Below are 21,455 nucleotides of genomic sequence, written 5' to 3'. Positions count from 1 at the left end.
TATTATAAAGCATATTCGAATGTCAGCCTCTTGGCTGACGGTGGCTGCGATGTTGATTCTAACTGCTTGTGGAAGCTCGAGTACATCTTCGGAATCTGATGCTAATCAGGTGCCAGCAAGCAGCAGCAGTCCTACAATGGAAGCATCATCAGAAGGAAATCAGTCGGGAACAGCAGCTGAGACAAATGTTGAGACTAACACCCAAAACGGCAACGCAGAGATTAAGACGGAGGATCAGCCTCATAAAGAACATGAAGCTAAACCAAGCGATACAGCCCAAACCGATAAACCGGATGAAATAGCTACAGAAAATGCAGACAAGCCGTCAACGGCGAAGAAGGATGAAACAAAGGGAAATGGAAGCGGCACAACATCGGCTCACAAGGACACTAGTGCAAAAGAAACGCCAGCTAAAAGTGGCAATGCAGCAGCATCTGCGAGCCCGCAGGACAAGGTGAGCGTAATTAAGCCAACGGTGACGCCTAAGCCTGTTGCTACACCAGAGGTGAGTTCTAGCAGCTCAACACCGGCATCTTCCAAGCCTACGAAGACACCAGTTGCACAGCCTGCTAGTGTTACACATGTCGTTGAAATTGTAGACTTTGCGTTTTCGATTGCCGAATTGGATATTAAGGTCGGAGACAAGGTGGCGTTTATTAATCGAGATAAAATGAAGCATACAGCAACCGCGAATGATAAATCTTTTGATACGGGTTTGTTGGGTGAAGGTGAAAAAAAGATCATTACCTTTGATAAAGAGGGAGATTTCAGCTATTTCTGCACCCCTCACCCAGGCATGACGGGCTTAATTAAGGTGACGGCCGGCTGACCATTTGCTTTAGTAGAAAGATGAATAATTATAACTATGCCGACTTGGGGGCCCTGCGGTATGCGGAATCATTCCGATTATGAACTGATGCTGCTCGTAAAGCGAAAGCGGCATGATGCTTTGTCCGAGTTATATGACCGTTATGCGGTATTGGTATATTCCTTTGCCCGAAAAGCGGTGAGAAACGAGCAGGCCGCCCGTGAGATTGTACAATCTGTTTTTGTACGGCTGTGGACGACCGAATCGGAGTACCATTCAGAAAAAGGGCAATTTAAGAGCTGGCTGCTTACGATAACCCGCAATCTGGCAACGGATTGGCTGCGTAAGCAGCGCAGGCAGGATGCTGATATCATTTCCTATCTCCCAGAGGAGCTGGAGCAGTTCGTCGATAAACGGGCTGCTTCACCTGAGGAATATGTGGAGCGTGAATCGCTGAAGGCTCAGCTCCAAAGCGCCTATCGCTTTCTGTCGAAACAGCAAATAGAGCTTCTGGAGCATTTTTATTGGCATGGATATAGCCTGAGCGAGTTAGCTGCCCGTTATAAGGAGCCGCTTGGAACAGTCAAAAGCAGATTGCATCAAGCATTAAAAATATTACGCAGACATCTGGCAGTTGAAGGGGAGGGATGACAGTGGAGGAAAAGAAGCTTTGTGATTTGACGCTAGAGGTTCTGTCAGGAACTTGTACCGAGGAGGAGCAGCTTGCCTTTGAACGGCATCTCTCCAGCTGTAAAGCTTGTCAGGTTGAAATGGAAGAGCTGCGTATGGCATGGGAGGCAATTCCTGTCGATATGGAATGGTTGGAGCCACCAATAGATTTGAAGCAGCAGGTTATGGATGCGGTGCTTGCGGCTGAGGAGCAGCAAAGAGCGGAACAAACAAACAAGATGGGCGGGACAAACAGAATAAGCTGGCGTAAGCGAAGGAAAAGATCATATATGGCCGCATCGGCCGTTTTGCTGTTGATCATGCTGACAGCCAGCTTGCTCGGGAATGTATGGTTGTATCAGGAAAAATCAAAGCTTCCGCTGCCCATTGATCAAGCGCTAAGCTTGCCTGCAGCCGAAATACAGCAAATGGTGCTGTTGGAGACGGTGGCGCAGCAGGGGGAGAGCTCAGGCGTAGTATGCGTTGTGGGAAGCGGACAAAATACGCAGTTTGTTGTCTATTTGTTCGGCGCTGCAAAAACAATTGACGATGAGTCTTATCAAGTATGGCTGGTTAAGGATGGCGTTCGTCAAAGCGCCGGAACGATGCGTGTCGCCAACGATCAGGGTGTTGCTGTATTGGCGGTTCCGCTAGCATCGGAGAAGCTGTCATTTGACTCCATCGGTATTACGCTGGAACCGGATGATCAGGGCGCGCAGCCAAGGGGCAAGCAAATATACCGCTCAGTCTAACAAGTAGCAGGCGAGACCGCAGTGAATATAGAGTATGCAGCAAAAGGGGCGCCTCAGAGTCATTTTCATGACTTATGGGGCAGCCCCTTTAAACGGTGACTAGCTTTATTTTTTGAGCAGCAAATAAGCAAAATAAGGTACGCCGATTAGCGAAACCATAATGCCTGCGGCAATGCCGTCCGGATCGACGAGATTGCGTCCGACTGTATCGGCCAGCAGGAGGAGCCAGCCGCCCATCAAGATGGCGACGGGAATAAACAGCTGGTTGCGCGGACCGACAAGCGACTTGGCGATATGCGGCGCCATAAGTCCGACGAAGGCGATGCCGCCGGTCACAGCTACCGCTGAGGCAGCAAGAGCGACAGCGGTCAGCAGCAGGACGAGGCGCTCGCGCTCGACCCGCAGGCCGACGCCAATGGCGGTGGGCTCGCCAAGCCCAAGCAGATTCAGGCGCGTGGATTTGTACAGCGTAAATGGAATCAAGATGGCGAGCCACGGCAGCAGCGACCAAATGAACGGCCAATCGGTCCCCCAAATGCTTCCCGCCAGCCACTGGGCAATAAACGTCACCTTCTGTCGTTCTGCCGCGGAAATAATGACAATCATAATACCGGACAGCGCAAGCGAGAAGCCGACACCGGTCAGAATAAGCTTGACGGGGTTCAGTCCCTCCGAACGGCGGTAGGAGAACAAATAGATCAGCCCCGCTGTTATGACCGCGCCGATAAATGCGACCAGCGGCAAAACATAGACGAATGAGCCGACGTCTATCGGAACATAAAGAAAGAAGATCGCGATGGCGACGCCTGCCCCCGAGTTGATGCCAATAATGCCGGGATCGGCAAGATCGTTGCGCGTAATGCTTTGCAGGATGGAGCCGGACAAGGCTAGTGCCATGCCTGCCAGCAGCGTAATAATAATGCGCGGCATCCGTACTGAGAACAGTACGAAATTTTCTTTAAACACCCCATCGCCGAGCAGGACCGGAATGAGCCGATTATAGGACAGTGACGAAGCGCCTAGGCCCATGCTGACAATGGCAGTCGCAACAATAAGCAGCAAGCTGGACAGGACGATGAGCCGTTGTTTTCGAATAAGAGCAGTTGGAATCATGAGCGTTTTCCCCCTCCTTTATTTACGACAAACAGGAAGAAAGGCAAACCCATCATCGCAACAATGGCAGCAACGGGCGTCTCGTATGGCGCATGAATGGTACGCCCCATCGTATCGGCCAGCAGCATGAAAGAAGCGCCCGTAATGGCGGATAAAGGCATAATGGCACGGTAATCGGTGCCCGCGAAGGTACGGACAATATGCGGAATCATGAGGCCGACAAAGGCAATATTGCCAACAAGGGCGACCGATGCGCCCGTCAGCACAATCACGACAACGAACAACAAAGCTTTAATCAGCACGAGCCGCTGGCCCAAGCTAACGGCCACATCATCGCTGAGGCTCATAATGGTGAGCTGCTTCGAGAGCAGCGTTGCGATTACAACCCCAATAATAATAACGGGAGAAATCGCTTGAACTTGATCCCACGTCGTACCAATTAGCCCTCCAGCCGTCCACATGGATACATCCTTGGATATTTTAAAATAAAGACCGACCGCTTCGGATACGGCGTATAGAAAAGCAGATACCGCCGCACCGGCAAGAATGATTCGGGTAGGGGACAGCTGGCCTCTGCGCATGGCACTAAGCAGCAGGACGAGAGAAGCGCCCAGCGCCGCGCCTAAAAAACAGGCCAGCATAATGCCGAACGTGCCTACGCCTGGAGCAAAAGCAAGGATAAGCGCCAGCGCCATGCTCGCCCCCGAGGACAGGCCAAGCAATCCCGGATCGGCAAGCGGGTTGCGGGTAACGCCCTGCATAATGGTTCCAGCCACAGCGAGCGCGGCTCCTACCAAAATACCGGCTACCTCACGCGGCAGCCGCAGCTCGCGAATGACGAGAATGCTGTCGCTCACCTCATCTGAAGCAATCGCCAGCCATACGTCCTTGGCGGTAGCATCTGCCGCGCCATAAATTTGCGATAGTACAAATAAGACGACAAAGATGAATAGACAGCCAAGCAGTTTGAAAATAAAAGGGATGGAGCGCTTCATGTTCTTCATCAGTATCTCATCCGTTCCTTCCGTCAGCATACAGAAGGAACTCTTGCAGGAAGAGTTCCTTCAACATATATGGATGAAGCATTAGCCCAGCAGGCTCTTAATGAAGAATTCCAGCTGATATTCCAGCGTAATCGGATCGTTGAAGTAGAAGGCTTTCGCATTGACTTCGTAGAGGTGGCCATTTTTCACGGCAGGAATATTTTTATACGTATCGGTGTTCTGGAACGCATTGTCGGCATCGGGATTTTTGCTAAAAATAACATAGTCGCCAGCATATTGCGGCAGCACTTCAGCGGACAAGGCATAATAGCCGTCCTTCAATGCCATTTCTTTTACTTTCTCCGGCATGTTCAGCTTCATTTCCTGATACAGAATTTCAGTGCCGCGTCCCCAGTTGTCGCCAAACACATAAAGCTGCTTATCGAAGCTTTCAATAACGGAAATGGTGGAAGCTGCACCGATTTTCGCTTTAATGTCTTCGCCAGCTTTTTGAGCGCGAGCCTTAAAGTCTTCAACCCAAGCGGCTGCTTCTTTCTCTTTGTTGAGCAGCTTGCCTATTTCGAGCTGCTGTGTCAGGTAGTCCACTTTACCGTAGGTGTAAGTAATTGTTGGGGCGATTTGCTTCAGCTTATCCACGTTTTTGAGGGTGGAAAGGCCGATAATCAGGTCTGGCTGGAGCTCAATGATTTTCTCCAGGCTTTCGTCGGTTACTGCTTCAACATCCTTCAATGTCTCTTCGAAGTTAGGGTTCATCTTGGACCAGTCGTCTACGCCGACGAGGTTTACGCCGAGCGCCATCACGTTACCCGCATAAGAGGAAAGCACGATTACGCGCTGCGGGTTTGCCGGTACCTCGACAGGACCTTGCTCCGATTGGTACGTTATCGTTCCCGTTGCCGCTGGCTCTGTGGAAGCCCCTGCATCGCTGGCTGCTGGTGATTCGGATGGTGCAGTAGATGCCGCTGCATTGCTGGCGTTGCCGTTCGAGGCTGCACCATTGCCACAGGCGCTGATTACGAGCATAAGGACAAGTAAGAATGGAAGAAAAAGCTTTTTCAATGAAATTCTCTCCTTTGTTTTAACGCCGTGGCGTCTGTAAATGATTTTGACGGACTCGAAAAACTTCGAAATACTGTGAATGACTGTAATGCGGCAAGACTTCCAAAGTCTTTAAACCAAATTGATGATAATGATTCTCATCATCACACTTGCAAATTTTAATGCGTGCTGCTCTGCTTGTCAAGATGTCGGTCAATATTAACATTGACATGAACCTGACAGCTCGATATATTGAAGGTAACTTGTTGCAGGGCGAGAGATTATTAAAATCTGTTAATGCGAATCCGTGGATTCGTTAGTGGCGCACTCTTTATCGAAAGGGAGTGTGTTTTTATATTTCACCCGCAAAACGGTAGCTTTGCCGCCAGAGGACGGCGGGTGCGGTTTGCGCTTTTCTGAATTTGATACCTAGGAGAATGAACGTGGACAGTGGAAGTAAGCAGCAGTTTCAGCGGAAAATGCAGGCGCGGCATCTCGTTATGCTCTCGCTTGGCGGTGTTATTGGGACGGGCCTGTTCCTAAGCTCCGGTTACACGATTCAGCAGGCGGGCCCGTTTGGCGCGATTTTGTCCTATCTGGTCGGCGCCATCGCGGTATATCTCGTTATGCTGTGCTTGGGCGAGCTGTCGGTACATATGCCGGAGACGGGAGCGTTTCACAGCTATGCGGCAAAATATCTCGGTCCCGCTACGGGCTACACCGTCGCATGGCTGTACTGGCTCACCTGGACGGTGGCGTTAGGCTCGGAATTTACGGCGGCGGGGCTGCTCATGCAACGCTGGTTTCCTTCGGTTAATGTCTGGATTTGGAGCGCGTTATTCGCTGCGTTAATATTTGTCTTAAATGCACGATCGGTGCGTTTTTTTGCGGAATCGGAATTTTGGTTCTCATCTGTAAAAGTTTTAACGATTGTGCTGTTTATTGTCATAGGAGCAGGAGCGATGTTCGGCATTGTGCCAATGGCGGATTCGGAGCCAGCGCCCTTATTATCCAATATTACGAGCGCAGGTTGGTTTCCAAATGGAGCCTTTGCGATTTTATTGACGATGCTGGCGGTGAATTTCGCCTTCTCCGGCACGGAGCTAATTGGGATTGCAGCGGGAGAATCGGTTAATCCTGAGAAGACGATTCCGAAAGCGATTCGCACGACGCTGTTTCGTCTCGTTATTTTTTTCATTGGAACGATTATTGTGCTGTCAGCCTTGCTGCCTATGTCGGAGGCGGGGGTAACGGAAAGTCCCTTCGTGACGGTAATGGAGCGGGTTGGCGTGCCGTATGCGGCGGATGTGATGAACTTTGTTATTTTGACCGCGATTTTGTCGGCGGCGAACTCCGGATTGTATGCGTCGTCGCGGATGCTGTGGTCGCTGGCCGATAAGAAGACCATTTCGCCTTTGTTCGCAAAATTGTCGAAGCATGGCGTGCCGCTGAATGCTGTCATTCTGAGTATGATGGGTGGCGGGCTTGCGCTGCTTTCCAGTATTGTTGCGCCGGGCACGGTGTATATTGCGCTGGTGTCCATATCCGGGCTGGCAGTTGTCGTCGTGTGGATGAGCATTAGCGCTTCGCAGTTTATGTTCCGCAGGCAGTATCTTCGAGAGGGGAACTCGGTGGACAAGCTGGCGTACCGGACGCCTTGGTATCCTTTTGTGCCGATTGCTTCGTTTCTGTTGTGCTTAGCGTCCTGCATCGGCATCGCGTTTGATCCGACACAGCGGATTGCGCTGTATTGCGGGGTTCCGTTTATTGCGCTGTGCTACGGTAGCTATTATGCGTTTTATCGTGTGAAGAGGTAGCGATTGAGGCAGGACGTGACGTGAAGTGAAGTGACGGGAAGTATAGAGCTGAAAGACAAAGAGATTGATAAATAGTAGGAAAAGGGGAGGGAAAACGTTATGAGAAAGCCTAACGGTACTGCGCACAATGTTATAGAAGATATTTTGCAAAAGCATGAGATTATGGTGCTGGATGGTGCAATGGCGACGGAGCTTGAGCGGCATGGCTGCGATCTCAATGATGCGCTGTGGTCGGCGCAGGTGCTGCTGTCACAGCCTGAGCTGATTTATCAGGTGCATCTGGATTATTACCGCGCAGGAGCGGATTGCGCGACAACGGCGAGCTATCAGGCGACGGTGGATGGTTTTCGCAAGCGCGGGTTTAGCGAAGAGGAAGCTTTGAAGCTGATCAAAAGCACGGTGGAGCTGGCGCGGAAAGCACGTGATGATTATTGGGAGCAAGAGGGTGCAGGTGCTGCTGGTGGTGACCGAGATGGGAATGGTGCTAGTGAGCAGGCGGCATCTTTGCGGGCCGCTAAGTCCGTTAACAGCCCAAAACCGCTTGTAGCTGCCTCTATTGGACCATATGGCGCTTATTTGGCGGATGGCTCGGAGTATGTCGGCAACTATGGCGTGTCGGATGAGGTGCTGACGGAGTTCCATCGTCCAAGAATGGCGGCAGTTATTGAAGCTGGGGCTGACCTGCTCGCGTTCGAGACGGTTCCTTCTCTTCAGGAAGCCAGAGTGCTGGATGCTTTGCTTAAGGAGTTTCCGGGTGTGTATGCGTGGCTGTCGTTCTCATTGAAAAATGAAACGGTAATCAGCGAAGGTACTCCGCTGGAAGAATGCGCGGCTGCTTTTGCTGGTAGCGAGCAGATTGCCGCAATCGGCATGAACTGCGCCCCCGGCGCTGTCGTGACGGAGGCGATTAAGGTGCTTCGCGCTCACTCGCAGAAGCCGATTATTGTTTATCCGAATTCTGGGGAAAGCTATAATCCGGAGACGAAGACTTGGCATGGCGAGGGCAGTTGTCCGAGCTTCCTGGAGGAAGCGGAGGGCTGGTACGAAGCCGGCGCCCGTATTATTGGAGGCTGCTGCCGAACTTCGCCGCAGCAGATTGAAGCGGTGGCGAGGAAATGGCGTGCTTGAGCTGCTTATTTTTGAGTGCTTGAGTTTGATGGAATTTGATGAGTTAGTAAGCCTAATGGACTTGTGAGGATAGAGTCTAGGTTTTTGAATCATAAGGTCAGCCAGAGAAGGTCTGGTTGGCCTTTTTTTATGGGCTTATTAAAGTGTTTTTGCCGCGAGCGGATGGTATGATGGGTAGTAATAGGACAGGCCAATAACCAGGCTGCGAATAAAGGAGAAGTTGTCAGTGCAAATACAGATTATTTCAGTGGGCAAGCTGAAGGAGAAATATTTAACGCAAGGGATTGCGGAATACGCTAAGCGCTTGGCTCCGTATGCAAAGCTCACGCTAATTGAGGTAGCGGATGAGAAAGCGCCAGAGCAGCTTAGCGCGAGTGATGAGCAGCAGGTGAAGGCGAAGGAAGGCGAGCGGATACTGAGCCATATTAAACAGGATACGTACGTTGTCGCAATGGCAATTGAAGGCGAGATGTGGACGTCAGAGCAATTAGCTAAGCATGTCGAGGAGCTCGGTACGTATGGGAAAAGCCAGATCGCTTTTGTCATTGGAGGTAGCTTGGGGCTCGCTGATGAAGTAATGCGCCGCGCTAATATGAAGCTGTCTTTTGGGAGAATTACTTATCCGCATCAGCTGCTCCGCCTTGTTCTGACGGAGCAGGTTTATCGGGTGTTTAAGATTGTGCGGGGGGAACCTTATCATAAATAGTGGCAACGGTTTTTGGTGGAAAGCAGGAAGAGTAAGCTTTCATCAGATATGACAACAAAGCCTGCCCAGTGGCAGGCTTTGTTTAGAGTGGATTTGTTAAACATAAGCTTAAGCTATATGGTCAATTGTTGAGGATCTGCCAATGCGATATGTATATAAGTCCATTGAACATCCCAACAGATCCCAATTTACTTTACATATAATTATTGATGTGGTATGTTTACTTTACATTGATAATGTATAGAAAGAAGGGGTGCCAATTGAGAAATATTCTTTTAGTTAATGATATTCCAGCTAAGCATGTGTTTAAGAAAGAGCTAAGTCCAACTTTACTTAGCCATGTTCATGCTGGGGTTCTTGATGGTTATGAACTTTCGAACTTGGCAATGAGAGATATAGAGTTTATTGGGTCTTATGTTGGAAAAAGAATACGCTCACAGCTTCAAAATGCAGCTGTTGAATTCTCTATAGAGCAACGCATACATAAATTTAAACTCGCTGTGGATATTGTTCAAGCTGACAACTCCGTAAGAACATTTCCTCATTATCAGTTTAAATTTAATTCATCAATGTTTACAGTAAGTCGGACTTCCAGAGCGAGTTCATTGCCTAGAACAGCAATTTTTCGATCTAAGAATGCGGCTCTTAATCATCAAATAAGTTTCTCTATTTCAGAGAATTCATTTGTTCACGAGACCACACCATCACAAAAAATGGTGACCCAGAACTACTTTTTACTGGTGCATGGTGGAAAAACACGCCCTGAGTTTATGCGTATGGGTGTTCCCCATCCTATGATGAAAAATTGGCTGTATCAGTTTGATTTAATGCAAGTGCCAATTTTGATTCAACATGATAAAGTAGAGCGAGAGGAGATTACAGAGAAAACTCTCGTATCTTTCAAAGAGAAGTTAATAAAACGCGAGGATGTGCAAGGAAATGGACCACAAGGTTAATTCCGGTCCTACGGTGAATGGTAAAAAACAGAAGAACTTTATCCCGGATAGGTTGCGTAGGGTTAGATTGGCCCTCGGTTATTCAGTTATTGAATTTGCTGATCGTATTGGCGTGAGTAGACAAGCGCTGTCCCAATTCGAAATTGGAAGGACAAATCCGGGGTATGACACACTGCAACGAATCGAAGAACTAACCAGATATCCAGTCGCATATTTCTTTATGCCGATGGAAAACACCGTAGAAGGACCTTTTCTTTTTCGTGCTCAGAGTAGTGCCTCTAAGCGAATGAAAGAAATTCCAAGATTCGTAATAAGTGAAATGCAGGACATTTACAACTATCTCGACGGATTTATGGATTTTGCTAAAGTGAATGTTCCAAATGAGTTAGAATTCAGTGTATACAGTGATATTGAAGAAATAGAGGATATCACTCTTAGGATTAGAAGACACTGGGGCTTGGGACTAGGGCCAATTAGCAATATTACAAGGCTATTAGAACAAAACGGTTTTCTAGTAAGTAAGTTATCAAATCATATTGAAAAGATTGATGCATGCTCACAATGGCGAAATGGACGTCCGTATCTCTTTGCTGGTTCTAATGAAATTTCTGCATCTAGATTACGCTTTAATGTGGCACATGAAGCAGGACACTCATTTCTTCATAACGAAAGGGATTTAGAGATTGAAAATGAGAAAAGTAAAGAGTTCCATAACTTGCTTGAAAAACAAGCACACCGTTTTGCAAGTTCCTTATTGATGCCAAGAGAAACTTTTTTAGATGAAATGTACTCAACTTCCTTCTCTCACCTCATAGAGATGAAGCGTCGTTGGGGGGTATCGATTGCTGCGATTATTTACAGGTGCCATGATCTGGGGATTCTTACTGACGGCCGATACGAGATGTTAATACGCCAAGTTAGAAAATATGGCAAGAATGAACCTCTAGATTTAGAAATCGAGCAGGAGTCTCCAAATTCATTCCGACAAGCTTTTGAGTTGCTTGTAGAGCACGGTGTTAAAACGAGGGATGATATACTGAGGGAGTTACCATTTCCTTCAGATAGATTGGAAACGTTAGCTGGTCTTGAACCGGGATTTTTTACTGAAAAGACAGACACGACAAATGTAGTTTTCTTACGTCCCCAAAAGTGAAACCAGACAAAGGAATTATTATGATTGGAAAACCAAGAGGCTATAGAGTAGAGGGTTTTTTGAATAGATAGGTAGGATTACCAACTAAGAAATGGTGATACACAGAATTCTCTATATAATGGTTGAAGAATGGGTTAGTGAATGTCTTGATTCGGACGATGGGAAGGGAATTTGCACTGTAGTGCAAGAGTTATTATCCTATGTTCGAAGGGCTTTAGCTAGAAAATAGCTAAGGCCCTTTTTTAGCATAATTATATGTAATTTTAACTTGTTGTTACAGATAGGGCGGCGTAACAGTATCACAAGTGACGGAAACTACATAATCCCATTGGTTCGCCTTTACTAGTCGCTCCTTTATTTCACTAACCGATGATCATATGTAGCATTATACTCAAAATGACTCTTTATAAGTTTAAACTACAGGGGTGTTTTATGGAAAATCTAATTGATTTACTATTTGGACAACCAAATGATGAGTTCTATAAATCTAGTAAAGGTTACAAGATGAGTGAGAAAGCATTCTTGGACACCTGGAAGAAGCACGGTTCTCCAGACCAGCTTTTTGGTAATGAAAGTTGCTACTCATTTCTTAAAGATTTGCATGAAAATACAGAAGGATTATTTATTGTAGACCACTTCTCACTATATAATTACGATAATATTTTTAATATTGAGCATAATGGTGATTACATTCATTTTATTTGGAAGGATTTTGAGAAAGTTCCTCCACCAAGAGGATTTGAAAGTATGACTATGGAGTTATACAATGCCCATTATATTTTTTCGCTGTGTAATATTCAAAGAATCCAATTTTTTGATTTGAATGGTCACATGTACGCGATAGTTATGCCAATAATTGCGGAGATAAAAGAAGTAAAGAAGTATTTGGGGATAGATAAGTTAGATTCAACCAAAGTCCGAATTGATGAAAATCTGGAAAAACTATTTACGACTATCCGATACATAAAAGATAACAAAATTAATGAATGCATACTGCATAATCTTCCTTTTTTTAGTTTCTTACTTCAACCTAAAGAGAAAGCAAGAGATGCAGGGTTTTCACAGAATATCCTGATGTACGCAACACTTGATTATGTGAATAATCGTCTTGAGAAAGTGAAGTCAAAAACAAATGTAGTTGACCAGTATGATTTTGATGAGATACGAGCATCAGGTAACATTATTAGAACGATTTTAGAGTCATTAGTTAAATACTATAGTATCTATCACGGTTACTCTCTTCCAGAAGACCACTATGGTAATAATCTATTAGGTAAGCTGAAGAAAAATCTTAAAGATGATGATTTAATGGTTCAGTATTTAAAACAAGAGATGATCAATCTTGCAAATGAATTCTCGCATGATACTGGTAAGGCGTGTAGCAAAGTGGATTTGATTAAATTGAATGATTATGCAATAGGGCTTCTAGAGGCAATTCAAGAGAAAATGAAAATTAATGATGATGATGAGAACGACGAGGATGTTGATCAGGGGAACTAAAAATTATTGTATATATTATTTGATACTCTCAACGAAAGGTTATCCATCAAGGATATTCTTTCGTTGAGGGAGGTTTTTAGCTGTTAAAGAGATGCTAGAGTATTTGACATCCCAACTCGTAATATAATCCGGTTAATTTTCCTGTCTTGAGTAACTGATATTTCCTTAATCAACGTATGCACAAGTTGCTTGCGATTTTCATGGCTGATTTTTCCGAAAATAGTGTTGAAGGATGCTAGTAGTCCTCTAACCATTTCAGCAGATACGGGAGATGTATTTTCCATAATAAGCTGCTTCTGTATAACTGCATGTCGCTGCTCCAGTCGCAGCCTTGTTTCGGATAACCCATTGATCTTTACTTTTAGGTCGATTGGCTCCAATACATCTTCTTCGTACAACTTGTAATACTTGTCTTTTATACGGTTAGTATCAGTCAGTTCCCTCTCCAGTCGCTGTAGCTCTTGCTCAAGCGGCTTTTTGTTAATTGCCCGCTTACCATTCATGGATGCCGTCAAATCATTAATCAGCTTAGGATTTTCTAGTAGCCGCTGAACACGGTTCATAATTTCCCGCTCCGTATAGTCGGCACGTACACTATTTGCTCTACATACAGACGAACCTTTATTAGTAAATTGCCCGCACTGGTAGTATGGCGTATACTTGACCTCGCCAGTTTTCTTACTCTTACGAGTCGCTCTTTGAGCTACCATTCCGTGACCACATTGGGGGCAACGCATAACGCCTGTAAAAGGTAAGCTCCCGTAGTATACCCTTGCTGGATGCTTGTTTGCATTTGCATAGCGAGCCTGTACCTTGTCCCAAAGCTCTTGAGAAATAATTGCTGCATGCTGTCCATCAACAATAATAGGATCAGGATTTGTGCCCTTACGTCTTTTTGTATTCCAGTCTTGTTGCTTATTAAAGCGAACTTTGCCAATGTACAAGGGATTCGACAAAATGCCCTTAACCGTTGTTATGCTGAACGGACTGCCCATTTTGGTCTTATACCCCATATAATTAAGATCATTGGTAATAGATTTAAAACCTTTTCCTTCCGCATATTTATGAAAAATAAGGCGAACAACAGCAGCCTCTGACTCAACAATCTCTAATCGTGTTTCTTTGCGTTTACGGTTTGTACTGCCTTCAATCTCAATACTGGCATAACCAATTGTTTGCCCGCCATTCCATTTACCCTGCTTCGCCCTCTGCCTCATGCCTAGCTTTACATTATCTACAATGGTATTTCGCTCTAGCTCCGCAACGGCCCCCATCATCTGCATTAGAAACTTCCCAGCAGCATTGCCTGTATCAAACGGCTCGGAAAAGCTTTTAAAAGCCACACCATGCTCTTCCAGCTTGCCGGAAATATAAAGCAAATCGGCCATAGAACGAGATATGCGATTGACCTTCCAAACCATAGCTTCATCAAACTGTCCCTTTTTGGCATCTGCCAGCAATCGGTTAAGCTCAGGACGATTTTCAATAAGTTTACCTGATATTCCCTCATCTACGTATTCATCAAAAATGATGTATTGATGTAGCCTTGCATAAGCACGCAGCGTCTCCAATTGAGCCTGTATCGAAAAGCCCTCATCCACCTGCTCCTCAGTAGATACCCTCACATAGATAGCAATTGTTTTTACGTTCATATTTGTATGCCTCCTTAAAGTACGGGAACGACCTGTTCCGTTGCCGATGGTTGAAACAAAACCGATTTTTTTCCGGCAACGGAAGACTCTCAAGCCTGAGACGAGGACGTTCCTTATACATAAAAGAAGCGAGAACTACAAAGTTAACTCCTAATTGCCTGCTAAAGAAATGGAGATGATTACGCTTTAGCCAACGCGCAGTTGATCCATCGACAATTGAACATTTTTCTGCTTCCCATGGATTTTTACTTGTAATTAAAGGAATGGGGGAGTTAAGCGTGGCATTTAAAAAGACAAAACAGCGATTTTTTAGATCGCTATATCGAGATTGTTTTGTATGGAGTAGGCAAATTGATTTTCTATATTTTTGTACTGCGGTATATGTCCAGCAACGATTTCGGTTAAAGGTTAGGAAGAATACTTATGTCAAAAGTTAAGGCCAGACTTGAGCAGGCGAAAAAGCAGATTCAGCGTATAGAAAATCAACATAGAGATGCGATGTCTATTCGTATCCAGAGGTTGGGATACGACTCAAATGAGGTTTTAGAAGCCTTTTCTTATAAACATAAAGCAGGTAATGCTAGGCTTATGGTGTGGTTGGAGTATCAGGAAATTAATCTGGAATGTCCGATGGAGTTAATTGCAGAAGTAGAGTATGCGGGCTCCTTTTATCCAGAAATTATTCTGAACTATTTGCATTATTTACTGGATGAAGTAGGTGTACCGCCACTTGAGGAGATTGACATATATAAAGCGGTTATCTTGAAAAGTCATTCCGAACTAGCGATGAATATGTACCAGTTGGAGCATAAATGGAGACAGTACTCTGAGGAGAGTATACGGGGTACGCAATAAGTAATGTAGAAGTGAAATAGAAAAATTTCGTTGTTTGCGCATTTTAATAGGTTTCTCGCTAAAAGAAATCTGTCTTTTTAGGTACAAGGGAGGTCAAAAGGAACCAAAGACACCCACCTCACCCTGTGGCGAACTGGATAGAGAGAGCATTGCAGATTTTTGGATTAGCAAAATGCCCCCCATTTAAAAAAAGATACGAAGAAGCTTCATTTTACACAGTCACGCTATTCAAACGCTAGGAGGAAAGGGATATGAATAACCTAGTTCAAATCCATAATAATAATGATTTAAAGTCGAGAAAGCGTAATATACATGTACAGGATGCTGGAGATGTTAAGCGATTGATGAACAAGGTGATAAACGAATTGCGACACGGAGAGATTGACAGTAAGAGCGCTAATGCAATTGGTTATTTGGCAAATATAATTTTAAAGACGATTGAAGTAGGTGAGATGAAGGAACAGTTAGAAATGCTTGAAAAAAAATTAGAAGAGCAGAGTGAGATGTAGTAAATGGAAGGAATCTCGCGATTTTACTATGAGAAAAAATTTTTCTCCACACACTTTATATAAAAATGGCCGAATATGGCCGAATTTGATATTCAGAGTATTGAAACAAGGAGTAAACTTTGAACTTCGTACTTTATTTATAGTGAGCGAGAAAATTGCTTAGTGAAAAAATAATATCTAAATAGAAGGAGTGTTTGTTTTGGATTTAAAGAAGCTAATGTTTGAAGAGGAAATTTTGCCTCCAGAAGGAGAATATGAGGCGATAATTTTAGAAGCATGTTTTAGGAATTATAATAGTGGTAATGAAGGTATAGGTGTCACATTAATGATTAGAAATGATATCGAGCAAGAATGTCAAGACATGGAACTTACAGATCAATTGGTGAAAACGAAAGCAGCTATTTATAAATTTAGAATGATTCGCAATGCCATACCAAAAGTAATTGAGCATCCATGGGAGAATTTGCAAGAGCTTGCTAAACTAATAGTTGCCCAGCCAGTTCGAATTTATGTAAAGCACCGAGAAGATGTATACGGTCAAACAGTGGCGAGTATATCCTCATACAAGAAAGGTGAGCCATTTGAACTGGATGAAGAATATAAATAGTAGAGCAAGCTGCTGTCTAAGTGAATATAGTTCATGTAAAGAACTATGGGAAGGATTGGTGAAAAAGGGGCTGCAAGCCCCTGCCGCGCAGCGGCAGTATAAAGGGCCTTGTAATTTCTTTTATATGTTCTTATAAGGGTTCTTTTAAAGTTCTTTTAGTCATAGTTAACAAGCTTCCCAGTAGAAGAAAATGGGATGGGTTCCGCTTAACGCCTACATTATCCCGCTCAACTCTCTCCACAAACCGCTTAATGTCCCCCATGCTCCGCTTAATCCCATTGAATGGAGAAGGAGCATGTTAAGCGGGGAAGGAAATGAGCGATTTTTTTATCGGAGGTGATTGGATGGGAAAGCATAAAGAGGACAGTCTGCTTTTATACAGTGAACGAGCCCTGGATACTTTGTGCTTATGTGGCATACGTGGACGGCCATCACAGGGTAATCTGAACCCGATAAGAACTTATCATTCATTAAATAGTTCAACAGTTACTATACAGCGACCGGTGTTTAATGAAATGGTAGAAGATATTACACAGGCTGATATGGATATTCTTCGGGCGGTCATAACACAATACGTCTTTGAGCAGGGTTATGATTCTACAAGCTCGGATGCGTCAATACAAGATGAGGATGAGCTGCTGCTTGTTATAGCGCCAAAAAATATCCGCTCATTGCTCAAGGTAAGTCGGCATGATTTACCTACCCAAGCCATAACTAAATCGTTAAAAAAACTGAGCGACTTGAAAATAGAAGCAGAATACCATGTGAGGACAGCTAACGGATCTAATTTATGCTCAGTCACAGGATCGTTATTTAGATTGGGAACTAGTTATTCATCAGGCAAACGTGTGTATGACTATGCTTTGGATTTTAATACGCCATGGGGTCAAGCATTTATGCATAATGTACACTGTGGAAACTTTATCATAATTAGAGACATACCGTATCGGCAGTTGGACAATGGTATGAAAAACTTAATGTATATGAGTATGGTAATGAAAAATTCATTTTTCTATCGTAAACAGGATAATCTACTTCGTTTAATAAACAACAAGGACGATCAGAACAAGCCAAGAGCGATTCAAAGGATGGAGGGTTATCTTAATCAGCTTTCAATTCTGGGAATGATGACATGGTGGTTAAAGGGCGATGTGTATTATATTCAACGCGTATACGATCCAATCAAGGGCACTCTTCATAAGGGTTTAGGGTTGGGACAACGACAAGTATTAACAGACAATGAGGGTCTGAAGGAAGAGGAACAAGGTATACTAGCCGAAACGTCTATAGCTGTAAATACCGAGCAGCAAACAAACGAGGAGGATTCATGGCTTAATCAAATGGAGCAGTCTCTAATTAAACTCATCAATAAGCCATTGCGGTCGGAGTGGGAAGAAATTCAGCATGAGATTGTGCAGTCCATTCTACAGATGCAAGAGAAAACAGAGGGTTTCAAAAATTCCGAATCTAGAAAAGGTTACAAAAAGGCAGTCTTGCGTAGGGAGTGGGAGGATTATTCACCTTATTATATATGGACACAGGTAGAGATTCGTGAACGGTTATTTGCGGATACAGGGCAAGCAAAATATAATTCAAAATATGTTCAGCTACAAGAGATTTTTAAACAAATTGAAGGTAGTAAACGTCTGCAAGATGATTTAAAGGAGTGGGTTATAGCTGTTGAGAAATTTTGTGAACTACGCCTAACTTCCTCGCTCACATAAATATAGCAGTTTCAGGCGTTAACTTTAACCGAGCCTGCTTTATTTATATAGAACTAGTTAGGGGGAGTAAGGTTGCCACAAAATAATGAGCATGCCTATAAAGCCTTTATTGATCTGTTAGCGGATATATTGTTGGAATATATGGATGCAGCAGAATCGGAGACGGAACAGGACAGATCGAATTTTTGAACCAACAGGGCGGGACTTTGCGAAGAATCCCGCCTATCATCTCTTAGGCCAAAAATCGCTTCCGTGTTCAAAATCAGATTGAAACTGCTGTCCCAGTTGCGTGAGCAAACTGGGGTATAAGATGTCTAGAAAATTAGTTAATTTGTAATTGAATACTACGGTAGTGCTTGAATTTGAGTTAGCACATTATCTACTGCTTTAATAACGGTATCGGGGTTATCAGTCATAACGTAATGGCCAGACTTTTTGTCAACTACACGAACAGCGATATCTGATAGACTAGCAATGTCTTTTTGCATGTTGTTCCATATTTTCATAGTTTCCGTATCAAATGCTTTTTTACCCGCAGTAACCACATAGATAGGAAGGTCTCGTAGAGGATCAAGGGGTCTGGATGTGCGAGCTACTTGACCATATGTGATATTAAGGTCTATCCAGTCACCCTCCTCAACCATCTCAGTCTTATATCTTCGTACAAGTTCATCCATTTCATCAGGAAATAATGTTTGCTCTTGAAATTCATAAGAAGGGTCTAAAAAGACTACTCCTGACACCTCATCTTGGTACAATGCAGCATACATACGCACATTCAATCCAGATATGCCATGAGTAACGAATAGATAAGGTGGAGGCACATTCAGACCCTTAAGTAGCTTATGAAGCTGAATAGATTGATCCAGAGCCGTATGAGTCGAGCCCATGCTTTGTTGACTCCAACCTATTCCAGCTCTATCGTAAAGGACGGTTTGAGTCTGTTTTCTTACCGTGGGTTCTACCTTGTCCCATATTGTGTAAGAATCTCCGTATCCAGCATCAAATACTACTGTAGGGTATTTTCCCTTAGTTCCATTTACTTCACCGTATAGCTTAAATCCACCTACATCAACTTTGTAGCCTGTGAGCGTGTCTGGCAAGCCTTCTTTGTCAGGTTTAGCAAAAACATTCCCCGTCATAGTAGTCAGAAAAACCAGCGTAGCACACAGTAGAATAAATTTTCTTCTCATTCAAATATACCCTCACTTTACTATTGGTAAGATATCACTGCTTGTAAAGGTATGTAATTCATCCCACGAATTGAAGTATTCATGACGCAAGCCTTCTTTGGAATGAAAGCAGGCAATGCCCTGATTATGGTAAACGTCAACAGGAACGCAAGCAAATGAGTTATCCAATAGATTGTAGCCGATAATAAAATCAACATGCTGTAGTGTAATGGAATCATGCTTTCCGTTTGGAAAGGCTTTTATTTTATATACCTGATAAGGCAAAAGAGAATTTTTATAACATTCATCAAATTGCAGATGTTTAATGAGCAACCGAGCATTTACATTATTTTTATTTGCTGTCAAGTGGTAGCCCGATTCGAGTGAGGAGGCGCGCGCGACTACAAAGCCCTGTTCAAGAAGTAGGGCGGAAACAATCGGTTCGGCAGCTTGGTGAGTGTACCTTTTGATCATAAATTATGCCTCCTATAGAAACAGTTTAGATCAAGCTTATTCGGTAGGGTCGTCTTCTTGCTTTTGTCCAAAATACTTCCCCCCAGTCATCATCCATAATGTCCTTATGAAATTCATAATCTGAACCGGTATGTGGATTTAAGCCCTCTCTACTGTCCAAATTATACTTGGCCTGAAAAATGTTCTTCCAATGCACATCGTCTTCGCCTCTTAGTAAGCAGTTGCTGCTTCTTACATATTCCAATGAGGGCAGGGTAACGGCGATAGAAGTTTTTAGCGGTATTTAATGCTTCTTCCCATGATACTTCTACATTACCACTGAATAGGCTGTTTTGAAGACGAGCAATATCCTGCGCTACCTCTTGTTCAAAATGAATAGGTTCTGTAGCTGTAGTTTTGCGCTGCGGCTGATTCTTGGGCTCGAATATGAAGATGTTCCCCATTTATTGAAGCTCCTCTCAAGATTCATGAATTAGCATGATTACCGTAAAGTTTGCTAAGGTGCATAGTTAGGCTGGAGCAGCGCTTGAATCTCTGGGAATCCTTGAGCCATCTCCATTGCTGTGAGGCCGTTGTCTTCCTCTAATGAGGGATCAGCACCAGCAGCCAGCAGCACTTTTACCAAATCAGTGTTTCCTCTTACTATAGCATTGCCTAAAGCGCTATCCCTTTGTGGATTAGTTGGAATATTGGGGTCGGCTCCGGCTTCTATAAGTAATTGCACAATATTATTAAACATGTAATCATTTCTGTCTGTACTAAAATAGGATACGGATAAGGGAGTGAGACCACCAGTATCACTAGCGTTGGGGTTAGCGCCTTGATTAAGTAGCTCCTTTACTTGTTCTTCATCCGCATTGGAAGCTGCATCAAGAAGCTTTTGGTTCAATTCTGTTTGATTAGTGGAGCTTGCTATATCGAAGTTGTCTATTAATTGAACTTGAACGAGTTCCTTATATACAAAGTAATTGGACATTTTTGGCATTTTTAATTGAAGCTGTACTAAGCCGATTTGAGGGGCATAATAAGCCTTCCAATATCCTACGACCTTTTCCTTAAGATAGGTTTCTTGAGTAATTTCAATACAGTTGTAATAGGTACCTGATGGGGTAACAATTTCAGAATTTGTTCCTGTCAGAGTGTACACCGTTCCTTCATTATCAACCCAATTCTGCTTATTAGTCAGTATCGTACGGGGATCGTTTCGAGTCGTGCCAAGCAAATTATTACTTGATTGGCTCTCAATCACCGCCGTTGATGAAATATCATAATAGGTTTGCATATTTCGTGTGGGCTCATGCAGAGAATCCGTTCCAACAATGTCGATTAAAAAAGTTGAGTTATCACCATTTGCGCTAACGAATTTTGTAGTTGCATAGTCAATAAGCAGCGTTTTTCCATCATTAGAGTAGGAGTTATATGTGCGAACCATAGTGGTATCTGTTGGGAAATAGTCTTTGGCTACGATTGAAGCGTTATATGTATTCGTGGCTTGGGTGACAGGAGAATCAGGTTTGTATGATGTGCAGGATGAAGTAAGCAGGGTAATTAAAATTAAACTCACAACTGTAAGGATGCATTTTGAATGGTTCAATTTTAAGGATTTTTTGTGCTTGTTGTTAATGCCAAAATGAAATAAAAGCACTACTGTTGGATTCATATAATCCTCCTTGAATGGGTGGTTCAGATAATGAAGTAACTATAACCACTATAAATTTGATTGGATTTACATATATTATCTATTAATGTTATTCGTCAGTCAAGTAACACTTATAGTTTGTTAAGTAATTCTATAACCTCATTTAAGCTTGTATTGAG

The 21,455-nt window shown here is 43.9% G+C and carries 21 protein-coding genes; 13 read left to right on the top strand and 8 right to left on the bottom strand.

Annotation, left to right across the window (positions count from 1 at the left end):
- The first annotated feature begins 136 nt into the window (after positions 1-136).
- From MHB80_RS29390 to MHB80_RS29380, 3 genes are read left to right on the top strand one after another with little or no spacing between them, the layout of a single operon-like run.
- The gene (locus MHB80_RS29390) at positions 137-829 is read left to right on the top strand and encodes a plastocyanin/azurin family copper-binding protein (protein WP_341280244.1); all 693 of its coding nucleotides are present in this window, start codon (positions 137-139) and stop codon (positions 827-829) included.
- A 60-nt stretch (positions 830-889) separates the two neighbouring features.
- Complete coding sequence (locus MHB80_RS29385) at positions 890-1,459, top strand: sigma-70 family RNA polymerase sigma factor (protein ID WP_341280243.1); 570 nt, start codon at positions 890-892, stop codon at positions 1,457-1,459.
- A gap of 2 nt (positions 1,460-1,461) precedes the next feature.
- Positions 1,462-2,229, top strand: coding sequence for an anti-sigma factor (locus MHB80_RS29380; protein WP_341280242.1), 768 nt, complete (start codon positions 1,462-1,464; stop codon positions 2,227-2,229).
- Between the two features lie 105 nt (positions 2,230-2,334).
- On the opposite strand, the gene MHB80_RS29375 is transcribed toward MHB80_RS29380, so the two are convergent.
- The 3 genes from MHB80_RS29375 to MHB80_RS29365 form a co-directional block, all read right to left on the bottom strand.
- Positions 2,335-3,342 carry an iron ABC transporter permease gene (locus tag MHB80_RS29375; protein ID WP_341280241.1) on the bottom strand — a complete coding sequence of 336 codons (1,008 nt, stop codon included), beginning with the start codon at positions 3,340-3,342 and terminating at the stop codon, positions 2,335-2,337.
- Entirely contained in the window at positions 3,339-4,346 is a 1,008-nt protein-coding gene (locus MHB80_RS29370) for an iron ABC transporter permease (protein ID WP_341283115.1), read from the bottom strand. Before MHB80_RS29370 ends, MHB80_RS29375 begins: the two co-directional genes overlap by 4 nt.
- Before the next feature lie 81 nt (positions 4,347-4,427).
- Entirely contained in the window at positions 4,428-5,405 is a 978-nt protein-coding gene (locus MHB80_RS29365) for an iron-hydroxamate ABC transporter substrate-binding protein (RefSeq protein ID WP_341280240.1), read from the bottom strand.
- Positions 5,406-5,827: 422 nt separating this feature from the next.
- Here MHB80_RS29365 and mmuP point away from each other — a divergent pair, with 422 nt between their 5' ends.
- From mmuP to MHB80_RS29335, 6 genes are all read left to right on the top strand, one after another.
- Entirely contained in the window at positions 5,828-7,201 is a 1,374-nt protein-coding gene (mmuP, locus tag MHB80_RS29360; protein ID WP_341280239.1) for an S-methylmethionine permease, read from the top strand.
- Between the two features lie 99 nt (positions 7,202-7,300).
- Positions 7,301-8,329: a homocysteine S-methyltransferase gene (mmuM, locus tag MHB80_RS29355; RefSeq protein WP_341280238.1), complete on the top strand. Its 1,029-nt coding sequence runs from the start codon at positions 7,301-7,303 to the stop codon at positions 8,327-8,329.
- Positions 8,330-8,555: 226 nt separating this feature from the next.
- Complete coding sequence (gene rlmH, locus MHB80_RS29350) at positions 8,556-9,035, top strand: 23S rRNA (pseudouridine(1915)-N(3))-methyltransferase RlmH (RefSeq protein WP_341280237.1); 480 nt, start codon at positions 8,556-8,558, stop codon at positions 9,033-9,035.
- Between the two features lie 260 nt (positions 9,036-9,295).
- Complete coding sequence (locus tag MHB80_RS29345) at positions 9,296-9,991, top strand: hypothetical protein (protein WP_341280236.1); 696 nt, start codon at positions 9,296-9,298, stop codon at positions 9,989-9,991.
- Entirely contained in the window at positions 9,975-11,144 is a 1,170-nt protein-coding gene (locus MHB80_RS29340; RefSeq protein WP_341280235.1) for an XRE family transcriptional regulator, read from the top strand. Before MHB80_RS29345 ends, MHB80_RS29340 begins: the two co-directional genes overlap by 17 nt.
- 432 nt (positions 11,145-11,576) lie before the next feature.
- On the top strand, positions 11,577-12,644 hold the full coding sequence (locus tag MHB80_RS29335; protein WP_341280234.1) for a hypothetical protein: 1,068 nt from the start codon (positions 11,577-11,579) through the stop codon (positions 12,642-12,644).
- 83 nt (positions 12,645-12,727) lie between these two features.
- Here MHB80_RS29335 and MHB80_RS29330 read toward each other — a convergent pair whose 3' ends face one another.
- On the bottom strand, positions 12,728-14,296 hold the full coding sequence (locus MHB80_RS29330; protein WP_341280233.1) for a recombinase family protein: 1,569 nt from the start codon (positions 14,294-14,296) through the stop codon (positions 12,728-12,730).
- 423 nt (positions 14,297-14,719) lie between these two features.
- Here MHB80_RS29330 and MHB80_RS29325 point away from each other — a divergent pair, with 423 nt between their 5' ends.
- The 4 genes from MHB80_RS29325 to MHB80_RS29310 all read left to right on the top strand — a co-directional run bounded on the left by MHB80_RS29325 (position 14,720) and on the right by MHB80_RS29310 (position 17,991).
- Positions 14,720-15,151, top strand: coding sequence for a hypothetical protein (locus MHB80_RS29325; RefSeq protein ID WP_341280232.1), 432 nt, complete (start codon positions 14,720-14,722; stop codon positions 15,149-15,151).
- A gap of 251 nt (positions 15,152-15,402) precedes the next feature.
- The gene (locus tag MHB80_RS29320; RefSeq protein ID WP_341280231.1) at positions 15,403-15,660 is read left to right on the top strand and encodes a hypothetical protein; all 258 of its coding nucleotides are present in this window, start codon (positions 15,403-15,405) and stop codon (positions 15,658-15,660) included.
- Between the two features lie 199 nt (positions 15,661-15,859).
- Positions 15,860-16,267 (top strand): DUF669 domain-containing protein, encoded by a 408-nt coding sequence (locus tag MHB80_RS29315; protein ID WP_341280230.1) that lies wholly within the window; start codon positions 15,860-15,862, stop codon positions 16,265-16,267.
- 344 nt (positions 16,268-16,611) lie between these two features.
- The gene (locus MHB80_RS29310; protein ID WP_341280229.1) at positions 16,612-17,991 is read left to right on the top strand and encodes a hypothetical protein; all 1,380 of its coding nucleotides are present in this window, start codon (positions 16,612-16,614) and stop codon (positions 17,989-17,991) included.
- A 344-nt stretch (positions 17,992-18,335) separates the two neighbouring features.
- Here MHB80_RS29310 and MHB80_RS29305 read toward each other — a convergent pair whose 3' ends face one another.
- From MHB80_RS29305 to MHB80_RS29290, 4 genes are all read right to left on the bottom strand, one after another.
- Entirely contained in the window at positions 18,336-19,184 is an 849-nt protein-coding gene (locus tag MHB80_RS29305) for an alpha/beta hydrolase (protein WP_341280228.1), read from the bottom strand.
- 12 nt (positions 19,185-19,196) lie between these two features.
- Positions 19,197-19,637, bottom strand: coding sequence for a hypothetical protein (locus MHB80_RS29300; RefSeq protein WP_341280227.1), 441 nt, complete (start codon positions 19,635-19,637; stop codon positions 19,197-19,199).
- 161 nt (positions 19,638-19,798) lie between these two features.
- Complete coding sequence (locus MHB80_RS29295; RefSeq protein ID WP_341280226.1) at positions 19,799-20,080, bottom strand: hypothetical protein; 282 nt, start codon at positions 20,078-20,080, stop codon at positions 19,799-19,801.
- Positions 20,081-20,133: 53 nt separating this feature from the next.
- Positions 20,134-21,297: an ankyrin repeat domain-containing protein gene (locus tag MHB80_RS29290; RefSeq protein WP_341280225.1), complete on the bottom strand. Its 1,164-nt coding sequence runs from the start codon at positions 21,295-21,297 to the stop codon at positions 20,134-20,136.
- Positions 21,298-21,455: the final 158 nt, after the last annotated feature.

It is taken from the genome of Paenibacillus sp. FSL H8-0537, assembly GCF_038051995.1.
Lineage (GTDB): Bacteria > Bacillota > Bacilli > Paenibacillales > Paenibacillaceae > Pristimantibacillus.
Note: the sequence above shows the minus strand (reverse complement) of the source record. Positions and strands in the feature narration are given on the sequence as shown.

Coding starts and splice junctions, on each gene's coding strand:
- MHB80_RS29300 (WP_341280227.1), bottom strand. CDS start 19,637: ATGATCAAAAGGTACACTCACCAAGCTGCCGAACCGATTGTTTCCGCC.
- MHB80_RS29310 (WP_341280229.1), top strand. CDS start 16,612: ATGGGAAAGCATAAAGAGGACAGTCTGCTTTTATACAGTGAACGAGCC.
- MHB80_RS29320 (WP_341280231.1), top strand. CDS start 15,403: ATGAATAACCTAGTTCAAATCCATAATAATAATGATTTAAAGTCGAGA.
- MHB80_RS29335 (WP_341280234.1), top strand. CDS start 11,577: ATGGAAAATCTAATTGATTTACTATTTGGACAACCAAATGATGAGTTC.
- MHB80_RS29370 (WP_341283115.1), bottom strand. CDS start 4,346: ATGAAGAACATGAAGCGCTCCATCCCTTTTATTTTCAAACTGCTTGGC.
- MHB80_RS29385 (WP_341280243.1), top strand. CDS start 890: ATGCGGAATCATTCCGATTATGAACTGATGCTGCTCGTAAAGCGAAAG.
- MHB80_RS29325 (WP_341280232.1), top strand. CDS start 14,720: ATGTCAAAAGTTAAGGCCAGACTTGAGCAGGCGAAAAAGCAGATTCAG.
- MHB80_RS29305 (WP_341280228.1), bottom strand. CDS start 19,184: ATGAGAAGAAAATTTATTCTACTGTGTGCTACGCTGGTTTTTCTGACT.
- MHB80_RS29390 (WP_341280244.1), top strand. CDS start 137: ATGGAAGCATCATCAGAAGGAAATCAGTCGGGAACAGCAGCTGAGACA.
- MHB80_RS29340 (WP_341280235.1), top strand. CDS start 9,975: ATGGACCACAAGGTTAATTCCGGTCCTACGGTGAATGGTAAAAAACAG.
- MHB80_RS29295 (WP_341280226.1), bottom strand. CDS start 20,080: ATGGGGAACATCTTCATATTCGAGCCCAAGAATCAGCCGCAGCGCAAA.
- MHB80_RS29375 (WP_341280241.1), bottom strand. CDS start 3,342: ATGATTCCAACTGCTCTTATTCGAAAACAACGGCTCATCGTCCTGTCC.
- mmuM (WP_341280238.1), top strand. CDS start 7,301: ATGAGAAAGCCTAACGGTACTGCGCACAATGTTATAGAAGATATTTTG.
- MHB80_RS29290 (WP_341280225.1), bottom strand. CDS start 21,297: ATGAATCCAACAGTAGTGCTTTTATTTCATTTTGGCATTAACAACAAG.
- MHB80_RS29330 (WP_341280233.1), bottom strand. CDS start 14,296: ATGAACGTAAAAACAATTGCTATCTATGTGAGGGTATCTACTGAGGAG.